We start from the raw sequence: 15930 nt of genomic DNA on the forward strand, positions 1-15930 counted from the left end.
AGTGAATCTTACACCAAATTCAACGAGTGGTTTAACACCTGCAGAAGATTTATTAACCGAAGCAAAAGTATCGGATATCAAGCTGGCCCTGCGTAAGGAACCGGAAGTGCAGAACTTGGCCCGGTCTATTGATGAACGCGACCAAATTCAAGTATTAGAGTTTGGCAAGGAGCCGGCTGAACAAATTTCCCGGTTCTCCGATCAAATCTTAGGAAATATGCGGACAACAAAGGTAGAGGATTCCGGCGAGCTGTTAAAACAGCTTGGTCGGATTATGGATAAATTTGATCCAAAAGATTTTCAAAAGACATCGGGCGGTCTTTTCGGCAAGTTGTTTAAAAAAGGGGAAAAAGTCATTGAAAAGCTTTTTGGAAAATATCAGACGATGGGATCCGAAATTGACAAAGTTTATCTGGAAATTTCCAAGTACCGCCAGGAAATGGTGGACTCCACAACGATGCTTGAAAATATGTATGAACAAAACTATCAATATTATTTAACCTTGGAGAAATATGTGGTTGCCGGTGAATTAAAAGTTGAGGAGTTGAAAAATATTCAGCTGCCCCAGCTCGAAGCCCGCGTTGCTTCAGGGGACCAGCTTGCTTCAATGCAGTTAGATTCTCTAAAGAACTCAATTGAACTGTTGGAACAGCGAATTTATGATCTAGAAATGGCCAAAATGGTAGCACTGCAAACAGCACCGCAAATCCGGATGCTCCAGCGGGGAAATACCAAGCTGATTGGGAAAATTAATTCTGCTTTTGTAACGACCATTCCAATTTTTAAAAATGGGTTGATTCAGGCAGTTGCCGCCAAAAGGCAAAAGCTTGTGGCCGATTCGATGAGTGAATTGGACCGTCGTACAAATGAAATGCTGTTAAGAAATGCGCAAAACATTTCTCAACAAAGTACCGATATTGCCAGACTAGCCGGTGCCCCAAGTATAAAAATTGAAACGATTGAAGAATCGTGGAATACTATCATCAAAGGAATGCAGGAAACAAAAGCAATAGAAGAGGAAAATAAACGGTTACGTGAAGAGGGGACCAAGCGTTTAGAACAATTGACGCAAAACTTTAAGCAATTAAAACAACAATCTTAGATTGTTTAAAAATATGGATGAGGTGAAAAAAATGGCGATCAATTTACAAAAGGGACAAAGAGTGGATTTAACAAAAAGCAATCCGGGTCTAACAAAAATTCTCGTCGGTTTAGGCTGGGATCCCGTTCAAAACAAAAGCGGCGGTGGCGGTTTCTTTGGTTCGCTATTTGGCGGTGGTGGTGGTGGCCAAGCAAACATTGACTGTGATGCTTCGGTTATAATGCTCGGTGCCAATGACAAACTCGGGAGCAATAAAGATGTCATTTATTTTGGCAATTTACGAAGCAATGACGGCAGTGTTCAGCACTCCGGCGACAATTTGACCGGTGATGGCGACGGTGACGACGAGCAAATTTGGGTAGATTTAAGCAGAGTTCCTGCCAATATTCAAAAGCTCGTGTTTGTCGTTAATATCTACGATTGTGTAAAAAGAAAACAGCATTTTGGGATGATTCAAAACGCCTTTATTCGGATTGTGAATCCTAACAATCAACAAGAACTGATTCATTACAACTTGACAGATAATTACAGTGGCCTAACTTGCCTGATAACCGGTGAAATCTATCGCCATGGTAACGAATGGAAGTTTGCTGCAATTGGTTCAGGGACAACTGCAGCAAGTCTTAGTGAAGTCGTCCGTTCCTACAGTTAACGAAGAAAAATCTGTTAGAGGTGATGATATTGGGCATCAATTTATCAAAAGGACAAAGAATTGATTTGACGAAAACGAATCCGGGCTTAACGAAAGTCATTGTTGGTCTTGGCTGGGATACAAATCGCTATCATGGTGGCTATGACTTTGACCTGGATGCATCTGCTTTTCTTACTGATTCTAACAGCCGGGTAATCAATGATCATGATTTTATTTTTTACAATAATTTGGTTCATCCTTCAGGTGCAGTTGAACATACAGGTGATAATCGCACTGGTGAGGGAGACGGAGACGACGAGCAAATTAAAATTGATTTCAGCAAAGTTCCTTCACATGTCGATCGGATTGCCATTACGGTAACAATTCATGATGCCGAGGCAAGGAACCAGAATTTTGGACAGGTCAGCAACGCTTTTGCGCGAGTTGTTGATGAAGAGTCGGGCAGAGAAATTCTTCGGTTCGATCTTGGTGAGGATTTTTCCGTTGAAACCGCCGTAGTCATTTGCGAGTTGTACCGACATAACGGTGATTGGAAATTCAATGCTGTCGGCAGCGGATTTGCAGGAGGGTTGGCTGCTCTTTGTAGAAATTTTGGTTTAGAAGTTTAACGGCTGGAAGAGGCTGTCCCAAAAGGTTAATGTCCTTTTGGGTCCAGCCTCTTTTTTGGAGCTTATAATTGCTTAAGCCCTTGAAGTAAATTAAAATAAAATAAGATGATTGGCAGTTAGAGGAGTGTACAAATTTGAAACAATATTTAGACTTATGTAAGCATGTGTTAGAAACTGGAACGGTGAAGGGTGATCGCACCGGAACCGGAACCATCAGTACTTTTGGCTATCAAATGAGATTTCCTTTAGCGGATGGCTTCCCACTGTTAACAACAAAAAAACTACATTTAAAATCAATTATTTATGAACTGCTTTGGTTTTTACAGGGCGATACCAATGTTCGTTACCTGCAGGAGCATGGCGTCCGCATTTGGAATGAGTGGGCGGATGAAAATGGTGAACTGGGACCGGTGTACGGTCATCAATGGCGTTCCTGGACCGGAGCCAATGGGAAAACAGTTGATCAAATCAGCGAGTTAATTGAGCAAATTAAGACCAATCCAAATTCGCGGAGATTGCTGGTTAATGCCTGGAATGTCGCGGAGATCGAGCAAATGGCACTGCCGCCTTGTCACTGTATGTTCCAATTTTATGTGGCCGATGGGAAGCTTTCCTGCCAGTTATATCAGCGTTCCGCTGATGTCTTCCTTGGCGTGCCATTTAATATTGCTTCCTACGCACTGCTGACGATGATGATTGCCCAAGTTTGCGGGCTTAAGCCCGGTGAATTTATTCATACGTTTGGTGATGTTCATATTTATCTGAATCATCTGGATCAGGTGAAGCTGCAGTTGACAAGGGAACCGCGGCCGCTGCCAACATTAAAAATTAACCCTGATGTTAAAGATATTTTTAATTTTAGCTATGAGGATTTTGTATTAGAAAACTACAACCCGCATCCTCACATTAAAGGAGTAGTCAGCGTATGATTTCTTTTATTGTGGCAATGGATGAAAATCGGCTAATTGGCAGGAATAATCAGTTACCCTGGCACCTGCCCGAGGATTTGAAGTTTTTTAAACGGATGACCTTAGGACATCCGGTGGCAATGGGAAGAAAAACACACGAATCAATTGGCCGGACACTCCCAGGCCGGGAAAATTTAATTATAACCCGTCAATTTGGGTATCAATCTGAAGGCTGTAAAATATTTTACTCAATCGATGATTTTATCCATTACTGCCGAGAACAAAATGAAGAAATTTTTGTGATTGGCGGTGCGGAAATTTTTAGAGAGACGTTGAAATACGCGGAACGCCTCTACATTACCCTCATACATCATCAATTTGAAGGCGATACATACTTTCCGGCATTCAATTTAGCAGACTGGAAATTGGTTTCAAGTGAAAAAGGGCTAAAAGATGAGAAGAATCCATATGATTATGAATTTAGAATTTACGAAAAGAATGCGAAGGTTCTCGTTTCTTAAGCTATAATGAAAAAAGCATCAGCTTTAAAGCTGATGTTTTTTTCATATTTACTAGTAATTTAATATCCATTAATTTCATATTCGGCTAATTTGGCTAGCATTCCCTGGAATTCGTGTGGATGGCAAAATTCCTCCTCACGGAAATGTGCTTTCACCCAGGCTATTAGTTCTTTCGGGCTATTAAAATACTCTCCGCTTCGATCGCTTTTTCGAATGGTGTACCTTCCATTGTCATCATCGATTGTTACCTCCACTGGCAGGGCCCCATCAAAACTGCAAAGTGAAAATTCCATCCAACTCACATCCTATCCTAAATTAATTTTCATTAGTATATGTTACTAATGATCCAATTATATGCAAAAAAAGTAATGTTGTCAAAATATTTTAAAAATTCCATTAAGATTTTCTTCATTGACTTCAAATCAGGATATTGTTAAATTGACTATAGAGATGGATAAGACATGAATTGTTCATCATACTATTACGTGTTTTATTGAAGTTTGTGAATCTTCTATGAATTATTTTAAAAAATTTTCCCAAACGCAATCCTCAGTACTATAATCGTAGTAGTCATTACAACAAATAAAGGGGAGATACTTCATGTTTTCAAATATCGGAGTACCCGGATTAATTTTGATTCTAGTTCTAGCACTGATTATTTTTGGACCGAAAAAATTACCTGAAATTGGAAAAGCTTTTGGACAAACATTAAAGGAATTTAAAAAATCAACAAGAGAGCTTACAGAAGATGTAATGGAAGATATTAAAGATGAAAAGGAAAAATTGACTAAATAAGGGTGTAAGATTTTGTGTCTTGCACCTTTTTCTTCTCAACTTACCAGATTATTATTGTGTTATGGGTTAATATTGGCCATCATACTTGGTAAAAACGACATAAAATATTTTTAACCTTTGAAATTGGCAGGGGAAGTAAATGGAAGACAAAGAATTACAGTTGGTTGATCATTTAGAGGAATTACGAAAACGAATTATTATTACGGCACTTGCCTTTATTGCTTTTTTTATCTTAGGGTTTATCTACGTCGGTGATATTTATAAATGGTTTGTTCGCGATTTGGATGTTAAATTACTCGTTCTTGGTCCTAGTGATATTATCTGGATTTATTTTATGCTCGCGACTATTGTTGCCATTGCCGGAACAATTCCGGTGCTGGCCTTTGAAATATGGCTGTTTGTAAAACCGGCTTTAAAACCAAACGAAAGAAAAATTACTCTTTCTTATGTACCAGCACTATTTTTTCTATTTGTTTTTGGACTTGCTTTTGGGTATTTTGTTATTTTCCCAATGGTGCTGAAATTCCTGGTAAACATAGGAGCCGATATGTTTGTTACAAATTTTACTGCAGAGCGGTATTTCCGTTTTATTCTGAATATGACACTTCCATTTGGAGTATTATTTGAGTTGCCGGTAGTGGTTATGTTTTTAACTTCACTCGGCATTATAAATCCATTTGTTTTAGCAAGGGTTCGTAAATATGCTTATTTTGTCCTTGTTATTATCGCAGTAGTCATTACACCGCCGGACTTTATGTCTGATTTTGTTGTTACTCTGCCGCTGATCTTGCTATATGAAATTAGCATAAACCTGTCGAAATTTGTTTACCGTAAGCGATTAAAGAAACAGCAGGAAGAAGAGATGTTAGAGTTAAACTAAGCAGACCTTAAGGAATTTGATTCCTTAGGGTCTTTTTTTGCGTATATTTAGAGAGAAAATGGTTTTTAGAACTTAATTAATGTGAAGTTTATCACTAATGTTTTTTATATAAACATCATAAGCATGCAATTAAGGCGAATTTGTGACTATTTGGAGAATAACAGGACGAAATTTTTAAACTATACTACAATTATTTTATATCAAGATTTCTATTTTTGGAGGGGAAGGCGGATGTCGAAGAAAGAGAAAACGGTTTATGAAGCCGCACTGGAACATGGATTTTCACGTCGTGATTTCTTGAAGATGTGTACGGCGCTGGCAGCGACGCTCGGTCTGGAATTTACCCAGTCCGATCAAGTGGTGAAAGCCATGGAAACAAAAACTAGAGTACCAGTTGTATGGCTGCAATTCCAAGATTGTACAGGTTGTTCAGAATCATTTATACGTTCGTCACAACCTAAAACTGAAAGCGTATTACTTGAGATGATTTCACTTGAATATTCTGAAGTGCTTTCCGCACCATCCGGGCATCAGGCTGAAGCATCAATGGAACAGGTTTTAAAAGACTATAAGGGTAAATACATACTTGCAGTTGAAGGAAGCATTCCAAAAGATGATGCTTACTTAATGGTTGGAGGAAAATCTGCCAGAGAGACATTTATCAAAATGGCTGACAATGCCCAGGCTGTCGTTGCCTACGGTTCGTGTTCCGCCTGGGGGGGGATTGTCGGTGCTTCTCCAAATCCAACTGGTGCGAAACCGGTTACAAGCTTTGTGAGTAATACCCCGGTTATCCTTGTTCCGGGTTGCCCGCCAATTGCTGAGGTTATGACGGGAGTGATTGCACATATTATTACATTTGGAAAACTTCCGGAACTTGATCATTTAGGCCGGCCGAAGGCGTTTTATCGCCACAGAATTCATGATAAATGTAACCGGCGTGCCTATTTTGATGCAGGACTGTTTGTTGAATCCTTCGATGATGAAGGGGCCAAACAAGGCTATTGCTTGTATAAAGTGGGCTGTAAAGGACCTACCACCTATAATTCATGCGCGGAAATGCGCTGGAATGGCGGAGTGAGTTACCCGATTCAGTCCGGTAACCCATGCATAGGCTGCTCCGAAAAGGATTTTTGGGATAATGGTCCATTCTTTACAAGAAGAGCGAAAATTCCTGGAACGCAAACAACGATTAATCCGGATTCCGTCGGCTTAGCAGCTCTTGGCGTAACAGCAGCAGGAATCGCTGTCCATGCAACTGGGACAGTGGTTAAGAAAAAGATGGACGAAAAACGGGGTGAAGAATAATGAGCGAACGAATTGTAGTAGATCCAATAACAAGAATTGAAGGCCATCTGCGCGTTGAAGTTGATGTAGATGAAAAAGGTGTGATTAAAGACGCCTATAGTTCAGGCACGGCTGTCCGCGGTTTGGAACTGATTGTAAGAGACCGTGACCCGCGCGATGTCTGGGCATATGTGCAAAGAATCTGCGGTGTGTGTACGACGACACATGCTCTCGCATCTGTCCGGGCAGTGGAAGATGCCCTAAAGATAAAAATTCCTAGAAATGCCCATTTAATACGTGACATCATGAACGAAGCTGTATTTATCCATGACCATGTAGTCCATTTCTATCATTTGCATGCATTGGATTGGGTTGATGTTGTAAGTGCAACAAAAGCCAATCCGGCAGAAACATCCAAGATTGCACAATCGATTTCGAAATGGCCAAACTCATCACCTGGCTATTTTGCCGATGTGCAAAACAAAGTGAAAAAGCTTGTTGCTAGCGGTCAGTTGGGTATTTTTGCCAACGGATACTGGGGACATAAGGCCTATAAACTTCCACCGGAGGTAAATTTACTGGCTGTTGCCCACTATTTAGAAGCTTTAGATTGGCAAAAAGAGATTGTAAAAATCCACACCATTTTTGGAGGGAAAAATCCACATCCACATTATGTAGTGGGTGGTATGGCCACGCCGATTGATATCAATAGCGATAACGGGGTGCACGCGGAAAGATTGATGCACGTTTCGCAACTTATTGACCAAGCTAGAGACTTTGTCACACAAGTATATATCCCTGATTTGCTGGCAATTGGGTCATTCTACAAAGATTGGACATATGGCGGCGGTTTGAATAACTATCTTTGCTACGGTGATTTCTCCACTGGAAGCCTTTATGATCACAAACTTTACCGGATGCCGCGTGGTGTTGTCTTAAATGGCAATCTTAATGAGGTCCTTGAGGTTGATCTCGAAGATCCAAAGCAAGTACAAGAATTTATTGATCACTCTTGGTATACATACGATGGTAAAGATGCCGGTGATGGCAAACATCCGTATGATGGGGAGACAGAATTAAATTATACAGGGCCAAAAGCACCATATAAAACATTGGACACAGACAAAAAATACAGCTGGCTGAAGGCACCGAGATGGAAAGAAAATCCAATGGAAACAGGTCCGTTAGCGCGGATGATGGTCGGCTATGCTGCTGGCAAAAAGGACATTGTTAATATTGTTGATGATACATTGAAAAAACTGGGACTGCCAATTAGCGCATTACAATCAGCTCTCGGTCGTACAGTGGCCCGGGGGATTGAATCGGTATTAATTTCCGAATGGATGCGAAATGATATGGATGCTCTATTGAAAAATATTAAGAACGGTGATCAAGTCACGTTTGATCGCTCGAAATGGGAACCAAACACATGGCCTGAACGTGCAAAAGGCGTCGGCTGGATCGAGGCACCGCGTGGAGCTCTTGGTCACTGGATTGATATTGAAAATGGAAAAACAAAAAATTATCAAGCTGTTGTACCAACTACATGGAATGCTTCACCGCGCGACCATCAAAATAATATCGGCGCCTATGAAGCTTCACTTAAAGGGACACCACTGTTAAATAAAGAGCAGCCGCTTGAAATTATGCGGATTATTCATTCCTTTGACCCTTGTCTTGCATGCGCTGTCCATCTGACAGATTTGGAATCTAAAAATACAACCGAAATTAGATTAGGTTAGGAGTGAGATAAATGGATGCGCCAAAATTACCAACGCAAATGCCAGGGGGACCTACATCACATCCTAATCATGCAGTGGGAATCAATAGCGAGAATTCATTTCACCCGGAGAAACCAATTGTCTATCAAAAGGTAAAAAATGAAGTTAGGGTCTATGTATGGAACTTGCCGGTCAGAATTTTTCACTGGCTCAATGCCTTGGCTATTGTGGTCTTGATGGTGACAGGAATATATATTGGCAAGCCGTTTTCGTCGGCAGGAATTCCCGGGGATGCCTATTATTCCAACCTTATGGGCTGGATGAGGTATATTCATTTTTTTGCTGCTTTCTTGTTTACCGCCAACCTTATGTATCGGTTATTTTGGTCAGCGATCGGTAATAAATTTTCCAGATCCAATCCATTTCGCCTGATATTTTGGAAAGAAGTCTGGGAAACGATTAAATTTTATTTATTTTTGAAAAATAAAAAGCCGCATTATATTGGTCATAACCCATTAGCTCAGCTCAGTTATTGGATTTTCATCTTCTTTGGGTCGTGGATTATGATGCTGACAGGTTTTTCATTATATTTTGAACCACAGCCTGAGTCGTTCTGGGCCAAACTGTTTACTTGGGTTCCGACGGTGTTCGGAGGTAGTAGCTATATGGTTCGTTCCTGGCACCATCTGATTGCATGGGCGTTTATGCTCTTTATGATTATTCACATTTATATGGCTGTTCGCGATGACTATCTTGAACGAAATGGAACAGTATCTTCAATTTTTACTGGCTATAAGACAGCAACGAATCATTCAGTAGGTGAAAAAGATGGCGAATAAGGAGAGAATCAAAAAAATTACGATTCTTGGGATTGGCAACACCCTCTTTTCTGATGAGGGTGTTGGCATTCACCTTTTGCCTCTTTTAGAGGAGAAATATAAGGATGATGACCTAATTGACATCATCGAAGGCCAGACAGACGGAATGAAGTTATTAGGTCCAGTCGAGGATGCGGAAAACTTAATTATTATTGATGCCATCAATGCCGGAAAGGAAGGCGGCAGCATCATTAGGCTCGAAGGTGAAGAGATACCTGCCTATTTTGGAATCAAAATGTCTATTCATCAAATGGGATTTCAAGAGGTTTTATTTGCTGCCAAATTACGCGAACGCTATCCTAAGCAGGTTGTCATGCTTGGCATGCAGCCTAGCTCGCTTGAGTTGGGGGTTGGATTAACAAAAACCAATCAAGAAAAATTATCTGAATTGGCAAATTCAGTCATCGAGCAGGTGGAAAGATGGAGAAATGCATCATGAACCGGGCTGAATTTTTTAAAGAAATGTCAAATAGTCTTTTGCAAACTGTTAAATCTGTCTATGAACCGTTTATTAGTGATGATTTGGAAAAGGTCGAAAACGCCGCAGACCGGGTTCTTGGAATTACCTGGTACCCCTTATTGGAGGATAAAGGACAAGATCCGTTGCTTGAAATGCACTATACAGCTGGAAAGCCAATAATAGTTTCACGTTATGGAACGAACATGCAGGTATTTGACGGTGTATGTCCTGTATGTTCGAATATTATTATGCTATCAACACTATATTCAAAGGGTAAATGTTTAAATTGTCAAAAAGAATTCAATTTTAATACGGGAATCGGAGAGTTAAAGTTGTATTCTTTACCTGTAAAGTATAAGCAGAAAATGGTTTATGTCGGTTTGCAAACAAGTCTGAAACAAGGTGACAAGCATGCATGAAATGGCGTTGATGGGAGATATCGTTCAGTTGATTGAGGAGGATGCAACCGCCCAAGGGATTACGAAAATTGAAAAGGTTGAGCTTATTGTTGGAGAAATTTCCAATGCAATGCCGGATGCCTTAAGGATGGCGTTTGAAATTTTCCGTGATCAGAATTTACATTTCTTTTCCCGAGATGCACAATTAGTGATCCATACAGAAGAAGCAAAGGCGCAGTGTGTTCTGTGCGGAACGCAATATAGACCGAGGCAAAAAATCGCCCTCTGCCCGGAATGTAAAATTCCCTCAGGAAAATTGCTATCAGGGGAAACATTTCAGATTTTATCATATGAAGGGAGTTCTGACTGATGAAGGTTACGTTGAGGACAGATGTATTGACTAATAACAATAAGGCTGCTGAATTTAACCGTGAACTGTTTGAAAGCACCAAAACGTTAGTTATTAATCTAATGAGTTCACCGGGTGCGGGCAAAACAACATTATTGGAGGAAACGGTTCGAGCGTTATCAGAAAAATATCGGATTGCTGTCATTGAGGGAGATTTAGCAACGGAGCGGGACGCAAACCGTATCAGGTCAATGGGGGCGAAAGCAGTGCAAATTAATACCCATGGAGGCTGCCATTTAGATGCAAGAATGGTTGCGGCAGCACTTGGGGAATTTGACCTTGATGAAATCGATATTTTATTTATTGAGAATGTCGGGAATCTTGTCTGCCCATCAGGTTATGACCTTGGGCAAAACCATAAGGTTGCCGTTTTAAGTGTTCCGGAGGGTAATGATAAAATTACCAAGTATCCGCAAATGTTTATGCGGACGGAACTGGTGTTGTTAAATAAAATTGATCTGCTGCCATATCTTGACTTTAATGTGGAGGAAGCGAAACAGGATTTAAGTGAAATTAATCCACAATCAGTGTTAATCCCATTGTCAGCAAGGACAAATGAAGGGCTCCATGAATGGTTTTCTTGGATTGAAGGAGCATATAACCGATGCGTTCAGCAGTAAACATAGCGGTCCATGGCAGGGTTCAAGGCGTAGGGTTTAGGCCTTTCGTCTTCCAACTTGCCCAAAAATTATCACTGCAGGGCACAGTGCAAAACAACATGGACGGCGTGAAAATTTATCTTGAAGGTGAGAAGTCTGCGATAGAGGAGTTTCTAACAGATCTGAAAACAAAAGCTCCAAGACTTTCAAAGATTCATAATATTATTGTGGAAGATAGCGAGCTAAAAAGTGCCGAGGCCTTTTCTATTATTGAAAGTGATCGGCATGGTACATCAATGCTTGTCATTCCGATTGATTCGGCCGTTTGTGACGATTGCTTGAGAGAAATGAATGACCCGGAGGATTTTCGTTACCAATACCCCTTCATCAACTGTACCCAGTGCGGACCGCGATATACGATTATCGATGAATTACCTTATGACAGACCGTATACTTCAATGGGTGGCTTCCCCATGTGTGATGATTGCCGGAAGGAATATGAGGATCCAACAAACCGCCGTCATCATGCACAGCCGATTGCCTGTCCAAAATGCGGCCCAAAAGTAACTTTACTCGATTCAAATGGGCAGGTATATGAAGCAGAGAATTCGATAGAGGTTACCATCAGGTTATTAAAAGCAGGAAAAATTATCGCCATCAAAGGGATTGGCGGCTATCATCTGAGCTGTGATGCCCGGAATGAGCAAGCAGTTGCTACCCTACGCAAAAGAAAAAATCGGCCCAATCGGCCTTTGGCAGTCATGGCTGCATCAATTGCTGCCGCGAAGGAATTTGCGGAAATAAGTCAATCAGAAACAGACCTGCTGAGGAGTCCGGAGGCACCAATAGTGATTTTGAAAAAAAATCGCCGGTATCCATTGGCCGAAAGTGTTGCCAAGGGAATGCGCACGATTGGTGTAATGTTACCCTATTCACCTTTACATCACTTATTATTTGCTGACCCTGAATTATCCTGCCTAGTGATGACCAGTGCCAATCCATCTGGCCTGCCAATCCTTTATCGTGATGATGAAGTATTTCAGTATCTCTCCGGGATTGCCGATTTCTATCTCGTTCATAATCGGGAAATTCTGCATCCTGTCGATGATTCAGTTGTTCAACTCAATAATGGAAAGCTTGATTTCTTCAGGCGTTCTCGGGGCTATGTACCAGATCCATTTACAACGGAACAAGATGTTACCGGTATCGTTGGATTTGGAGGTCAGCAAAAAACAACCTTTACAATCGGCAGAAATGAACAAATTTTTATTGGACCACATATTGGCGACCTGGAAAATATCGAAACAATTAACCATTATCGCCACGAATTGGACCACCTGTTGAAGTGGATTGATATTCCTAAGACCACCGCTGTTATTGATGCCCATCCGGGTTATCAAGTACGGAATGTAGTAAAGGAATATGATTTTTCAGAAGTCGTGGAAGTTCAGCATCATCATGCGCATATGGCGGCATGTATCGAAGAACACCATATTCCCGGGAGAGCATTTGGAATTATCCTGGATGGTACAGGATACGGTCCTGACGGTAATATTTGGGGGTTTGAAATTCTTTATGGCGATGCGGCTCAATATGAACGCATGGCTCATTTATGCTATACACCACTCCCCGGAGGAGAGAAGTGTATTCTGGAACCATGGCGAAATGCTGCGGCGATGTTGATTCAGTTACTCGGTGAAGATGGTGTCAGACTCGCCCAAACCATTTTTTCTGATAAAGAGAGAGAAATAAATGTGTTAAAAAAGCTGATCGAGCACAATTTGAATACCGTCTATGCCGGTACCTGCGGCAGGTTGTTCGATGCGGTTAGCGCGATTTGTGGTGTGACAAAGGTATCTAGCTATGATGGCGAGGCAGCCATTCAGTTAGCGGAACTTGTCGATGAAAATAACAACTTTGAACCATATTCATTTGATTTGCAAAAAGAAAAAATGATGATGATTAATTTTTCATCAATGTTAAAAGAACTTGCCGACGATGTTATTAAGAAAAAGCAAATATCATTGATTAGCGGAAGGTTCCACGAAACTGTGGTACAGGCGATTGTATTAACGATGGATGAATTACTGATGAAAAACCCATCTGCGGAAAAGAACGTTGTATTATCCGGTGGCAGCTTTCATAACCGTTATTTGAGAAAACGGATCACTAATGAACTACAGGCAAGAGGCTTTCAAGTTTTTGTTCCTGAAAGTATACCATGTAATGATGGTGGCTTATCATACGGTCAATTAGCTGTTGCCGCGGCGAAACGGAGGTCATAAACATGTGTGTTGGCGTACCCGCAAAGGTTATAAAAAAAGAAGAGTACAGTGCATTGGTCGATGTATTAGGATCACAGACAACTGTTGGAATTATTTTTGTTCCGGAAGTTGAAATTGGCGATTATGTGATTGTCCATGCTGGTCAGGCCATGAGTATTGTCGAAGAAGAATATGCACGCCAAAGTGTCGAGGAGTGGAAGAAACTTGTCAATGCTCGAAATCCTGAAACAGTCTAGTAATCCTGAAATTTGCAAACCGCTGGTTGATGCCGTCATTCAAAAAGCTGTGGAGTTTCGGCAAAAGTTTGGCCGCAAGCCTGCTTTCATGGAGGTATGCGGTTCCCATACGATGGCGTTGGCACGTACAGGTGTAAAGCAATCGTTGAAGGATTATGTTCAGTTAATTTCCGGACCGGGCTGCCCTGTCTGTGTCACCGACCAGCGCTCAATCGACGCGATGATTGCCCTTGCTGAAGGGGACAATCGCATCATTTGCACGTTTGGTGATATGATGCGGGTGCCGGGCTCTAACAGAACATTGCTGGATTCCAAGATTGCCGGTAAGGACATCCGGGTTTTGTATTCGCCTGTCGATGCCGTAAAGGTTGCCAAAGATAATCCAGATAAAGAGGTCATTTTCCTTGGGGTCGGATTTGAGACCACCATCCCAATATTAACACTAATGGTTGGGGAAGCGGAAAAACTTAGGCTGGATAATTTTTCAATTTGGATGACGACAAAGCTTGTTGAACCAGTATTGCGGTATTTATTAGAGGCAGGTGAGGTTCAGCTGGACGGTTTTCTCCTTCCTGGGCACGTTTCGATTGTCTTGGGTGAGGATGCCTATCAATATTTGGTTACCGAATACAATATTTCCGGTGTCATAACTGGATTTGAGCCGGCAGAGCTGCTCTCGGGAATCTATAAATTGATCGATTTGGCGATCAATGGTCAGGCTTCCATCCTCAATAATCATCCTGCCGTTGTACGAAAAGCAGGAAATCAAGTAATCCACCAGTGGCTGGAAAAATACTTGACCGAATGTGATGAAGCTTGGCGCGGAATGGGCGTAATTCCCAGAAGCGGTTTAGACCTTAAACCCGAGTACGACAAGTATAATGCCAAGAAAAGGTTTACGGTAGAAGTCGGGGAGCCGAAGAAGACGAAATGTCGTTGTGGTGAGGTTATAAGAGGTTTAATTTCCCCAAATGAATGTCCTTTGTTTGGAAAAGCCTGCCATCCCATGAACCCAATTGGACCATGTATGGTCTCGGCAGAAGGAAGCTGTGCCGCTTATTATCAATACATGAGGGAGAGCTTTTGATGGAAACATATATTAGTTTAGCGCATGGTGACGGCGGTGAGTTGAGCCATCGGTTAATTCGTGATATTTTTGTTTCGGCTTTTGGTGATAAAAATGCTGTTATGTTTGATGCTGCAGCAATTACGATGGCCACTCATAAAATTGCCGTGACTACTGACTCGTTTGTAATAAAACCAATCTTTTTCCCAGGCGGTTCTATTGGTAAATTGGCAGTGGCGGGAACAGTCAATGATCTTGCCGTAAGCGGAGCCAAGCCGGCATACTTGACATGTGGGTTTGTGATTGAAGAAGGATTTCCCATTTCTAATCTAAAAAAAATTGTCACTGATATGGCGAATGAAGCAAAAAAATCAGGTGTAACCATTGTAGCTGGTGACACAAAGGTGGTAGAACGCGGCAGCGCCGATGGCGTTTACATTAATACAACTGGTATCGGTGTCTATCAACCTGAGATTGGCTGTAGTTTGGAGTTTGCCGAGGGGGATGCTGTTATCGTCTCAGGCACAATCGGTGATCACGGAATAGCTGTGCTCACTGCCAGAGGGGAATTGGGGATTACAGCCCCGGTAAATAGTGATTGTGCATCGTTAAATAATATGCTTGAAGCGATTCTTAAGGATACCAGCGGTATAAAGATTATGCGCGATCCCACAAGAGGAGGGCTTGCCACGACGCTGGTTGAAATCGCCGAAGATTTCCAATTAACGATTAACATACAGGAGACGGCTATTCCTGTAAAAGCTGAAGTTCACGGGGTTTGTGATTTATTAGGTTATGACCCGCTATACTTAGCTAATGAGGGGAAAGCAATTATCATTGTTTCCGCTAAAGAAAAAGATAAAGTCGTTGAGATCCTGCGAAAATTTCCTGAGGGAAAAGATGCAGCAATCATCGGCTCCATTAGCAGTAAGGAAAAAGGCCGGTTGCTATTGGAAACACCGCTTGGCGCCAAACGATTATTGACGAGACTTTCAGGTACAATGTTTCCGAGAATTTGCTAACATATCATGCTGTCCAAATGGTGTCGGGCACCACTAACTTCCTATCTTGCAGGAATTTGTCACGATTTTGACTGCTAGATAGGATGTTGTGGCGGCTTGACAC

19 protein-coding genes are annotated in these 15930 nt (G+C 41.6%); 18 read left to right on the forward strand and 1 reads right to left on the reverse strand.

The features are described from left to right. The first annotated feature begins 1 nt into the window (after position 1). The 5 genes from RCG24_RS03360 (at position 2) to RCG24_RS03380 (ending at position 3791) form a co-directional block, all read left to right on the forward strand. The gene (locus RCG24_RS03360; RefSeq protein ID WP_202655102.1) at positions 2-1102 is read left to right on the forward strand and encodes a toxic anion resistance protein; all 1101 of its coding nucleotides are present in this window, start codon (positions 2-4) and stop codon (positions 1100-1102) included. Between the two features lie 31 nt (positions 1103-1133). Continuing rightward, positions 1134-1754 carry a TerD family protein gene (locus RCG24_RS03365; RefSeq protein ID WP_202655103.1) on the forward strand — a complete coding sequence of 207 codons (621 nt, stop codon included), beginning with the start codon at positions 1134-1136 and terminating at the stop codon, positions 1752-1754. A 29-nt stretch (positions 1755-1783) separates the two neighbouring features. Continuing rightward, the gene (locus tag RCG24_RS03370) at positions 1784-2362 is read left to right on the forward strand and encodes a TerD family protein (protein ID WP_202655104.1); all 579 of its coding nucleotides are present in this window, start codon (positions 1784-1786) and stop codon (positions 2360-2362) included. A 134-nt stretch (positions 2363-2496) separates the two neighbouring features. Beyond that, the gene (locus tag RCG24_RS03375; RefSeq protein WP_202655105.1) at positions 2497-3291 is read left to right on the forward strand and encodes a thymidylate synthase; all 795 of its coding nucleotides are present in this window, start codon (positions 2497-2499) and stop codon (positions 3289-3291) included. After that, positions 3288-3791, forward strand: coding sequence for a dihydrofolate reductase (locus RCG24_RS03380; protein WP_202655106.1), 504 nt, complete (start codon positions 3288-3290; stop codon positions 3789-3791). Before RCG24_RS03375 ends, RCG24_RS03380 begins: the two co-directional genes overlap by 4 nt. 59 nt (positions 3792-3850) lie before the next feature. On the opposite strand, the gene RCG24_RS03385 is transcribed toward RCG24_RS03380, so the two are convergent. After that, positions 3851-4084, reverse strand: a complete 234-nt coding sequence (locus tag RCG24_RS03385) for a hypothetical protein (RefSeq protein WP_202655107.1) — start codon at positions 4082-4084, stop codon at positions 3851-3853. A 307-nt stretch (positions 4085-4391) separates the two neighbouring features. On the opposite strand from RCG24_RS03385, the gene tatA reads away from it, so the two are divergent. The 13 genes from tatA (at position 4392) to hypE (ending at position 15827) form a co-directional block, all read left to right on the forward strand. Next, positions 4392-4586: a twin-arginine translocase TatA/TatE family subunit gene (tatA, locus tag RCG24_RS03390; protein ID WP_202655108.1), complete on the forward strand. Its 195-nt coding sequence runs from the start codon at positions 4392-4394 to the stop codon at positions 4584-4586. Between the two features lie 139 nt (positions 4587-4725). Next, entirely contained in the window at positions 4726-5466 is a 741-nt protein-coding gene (gene tatC, locus RCG24_RS03395; RefSeq protein ID WP_202655109.1) for a twin-arginine translocase subunit TatC, read from the forward strand. A gap of 231 nt (positions 5467-5697) precedes the next feature. Beyond that, a complete protein-coding gene (locus RCG24_RS03400) occupies positions 5698-6774 on the forward strand; it encodes a hydrogenase small subunit (RefSeq protein ID WP_308078310.1) in 1077 nt (358 codons plus the stop codon). After that, entirely contained in the window at positions 6774-8495 is a 1722-nt protein-coding gene (locus RCG24_RS03405) for a nickel-dependent hydrogenase large subunit (protein ID WP_202655111.1), read from the forward strand. Before RCG24_RS03400 ends, RCG24_RS03405 begins: the two co-directional genes overlap by 1 nt. 11 nt (positions 8496-8506) lie before the next feature. Next, positions 8507-9313: a Ni/Fe-hydrogenase, b-type cytochrome subunit gene (cybH, locus tag RCG24_RS03410; protein WP_235888176.1), complete on the forward strand. Its 807-nt coding sequence runs from the start codon at positions 8507-8509 to the stop codon at positions 9311-9313. Beyond that, entirely contained in the window at positions 9303-9791 is a 489-nt protein-coding gene (locus RCG24_RS03415) for a HyaD/HybD family hydrogenase maturation endopeptidase (RefSeq protein WP_202655112.1), read from the forward strand. The genes cybH and RCG24_RS03415 overlap by 11 nt, the downstream gene beginning before the upstream one ends. Beyond that, positions 9773-10231 (forward strand): hypothetical protein, encoded by a 459-nt coding sequence (locus RCG24_RS03420; RefSeq protein WP_308078311.1) that lies wholly within the window; start codon positions 9773-9775, stop codon positions 10229-10231. The genes RCG24_RS03415 and RCG24_RS03420 overlap by 19 nt, the downstream gene beginning before the upstream one ends. Beyond that, entirely contained in the window at positions 10224-10580 is a 357-nt protein-coding gene (locus RCG24_RS03425; RefSeq protein WP_308079101.1) for a hydrogenase maturation nickel metallochaperone HypA/HybF, read from the forward strand. The genes RCG24_RS03420 and RCG24_RS03425 overlap by 8 nt, the downstream gene beginning before the upstream one ends. Continuing rightward, positions 10580-11239, forward strand: coding sequence for a hydrogenase nickel incorporation protein HypB (gene hypB, locus RCG24_RS03430; RefSeq protein ID WP_202655115.1), 660 nt, complete (start codon positions 10580-10582; stop codon positions 11237-11239). The genes RCG24_RS03425 and hypB overlap by 1 nt, the downstream gene beginning before the upstream one ends. Beyond that, a complete protein-coding gene (gene hypF / locus RCG24_RS03435) occupies positions 11224-13503 on the forward strand; it encodes a carbamoyltransferase HypF (protein WP_308078312.1) in 2280 nt (759 codons plus the stop codon). Before hypB ends, hypF begins: the two co-directional genes overlap by 16 nt. Before the next feature lie 2 nt (positions 13504-13505). Next, positions 13506-13739, forward strand: a complete 234-nt coding sequence (locus tag RCG24_RS03440) for a HypC/HybG/HupF family hydrogenase formation chaperone (protein WP_202655117.1) — start codon at positions 13506-13508, stop codon at positions 13737-13739. After that, entirely contained in the window at positions 13714-14826 is a 1113-nt protein-coding gene (gene hypD / locus RCG24_RS03445; RefSeq protein WP_202655225.1) for a hydrogenase formation protein HypD, read from the forward strand. Before RCG24_RS03440 ends, hypD begins: the two co-directional genes overlap by 26 nt. Then, positions 14826-15827, forward strand: coding sequence for a hydrogenase expression/formation protein HypE (gene hypE / locus RCG24_RS03450; protein ID WP_202655118.1), 1002 nt, complete (start codon positions 14826-14828; stop codon positions 15825-15827). Before hypD ends, hypE begins: the two co-directional genes overlap by 1 nt. The last annotated feature ends 103 nt before the right edge of the window (positions 15828-15930 follow it).

The organism is Neobacillus sp. OS1-32 (assembly GCF_030915425.1).
GTDB lineage: Bacteria > Bacillota > Bacilli > Bacillales > Cytobacillaceae > Neobacillus > Neobacillus paridis.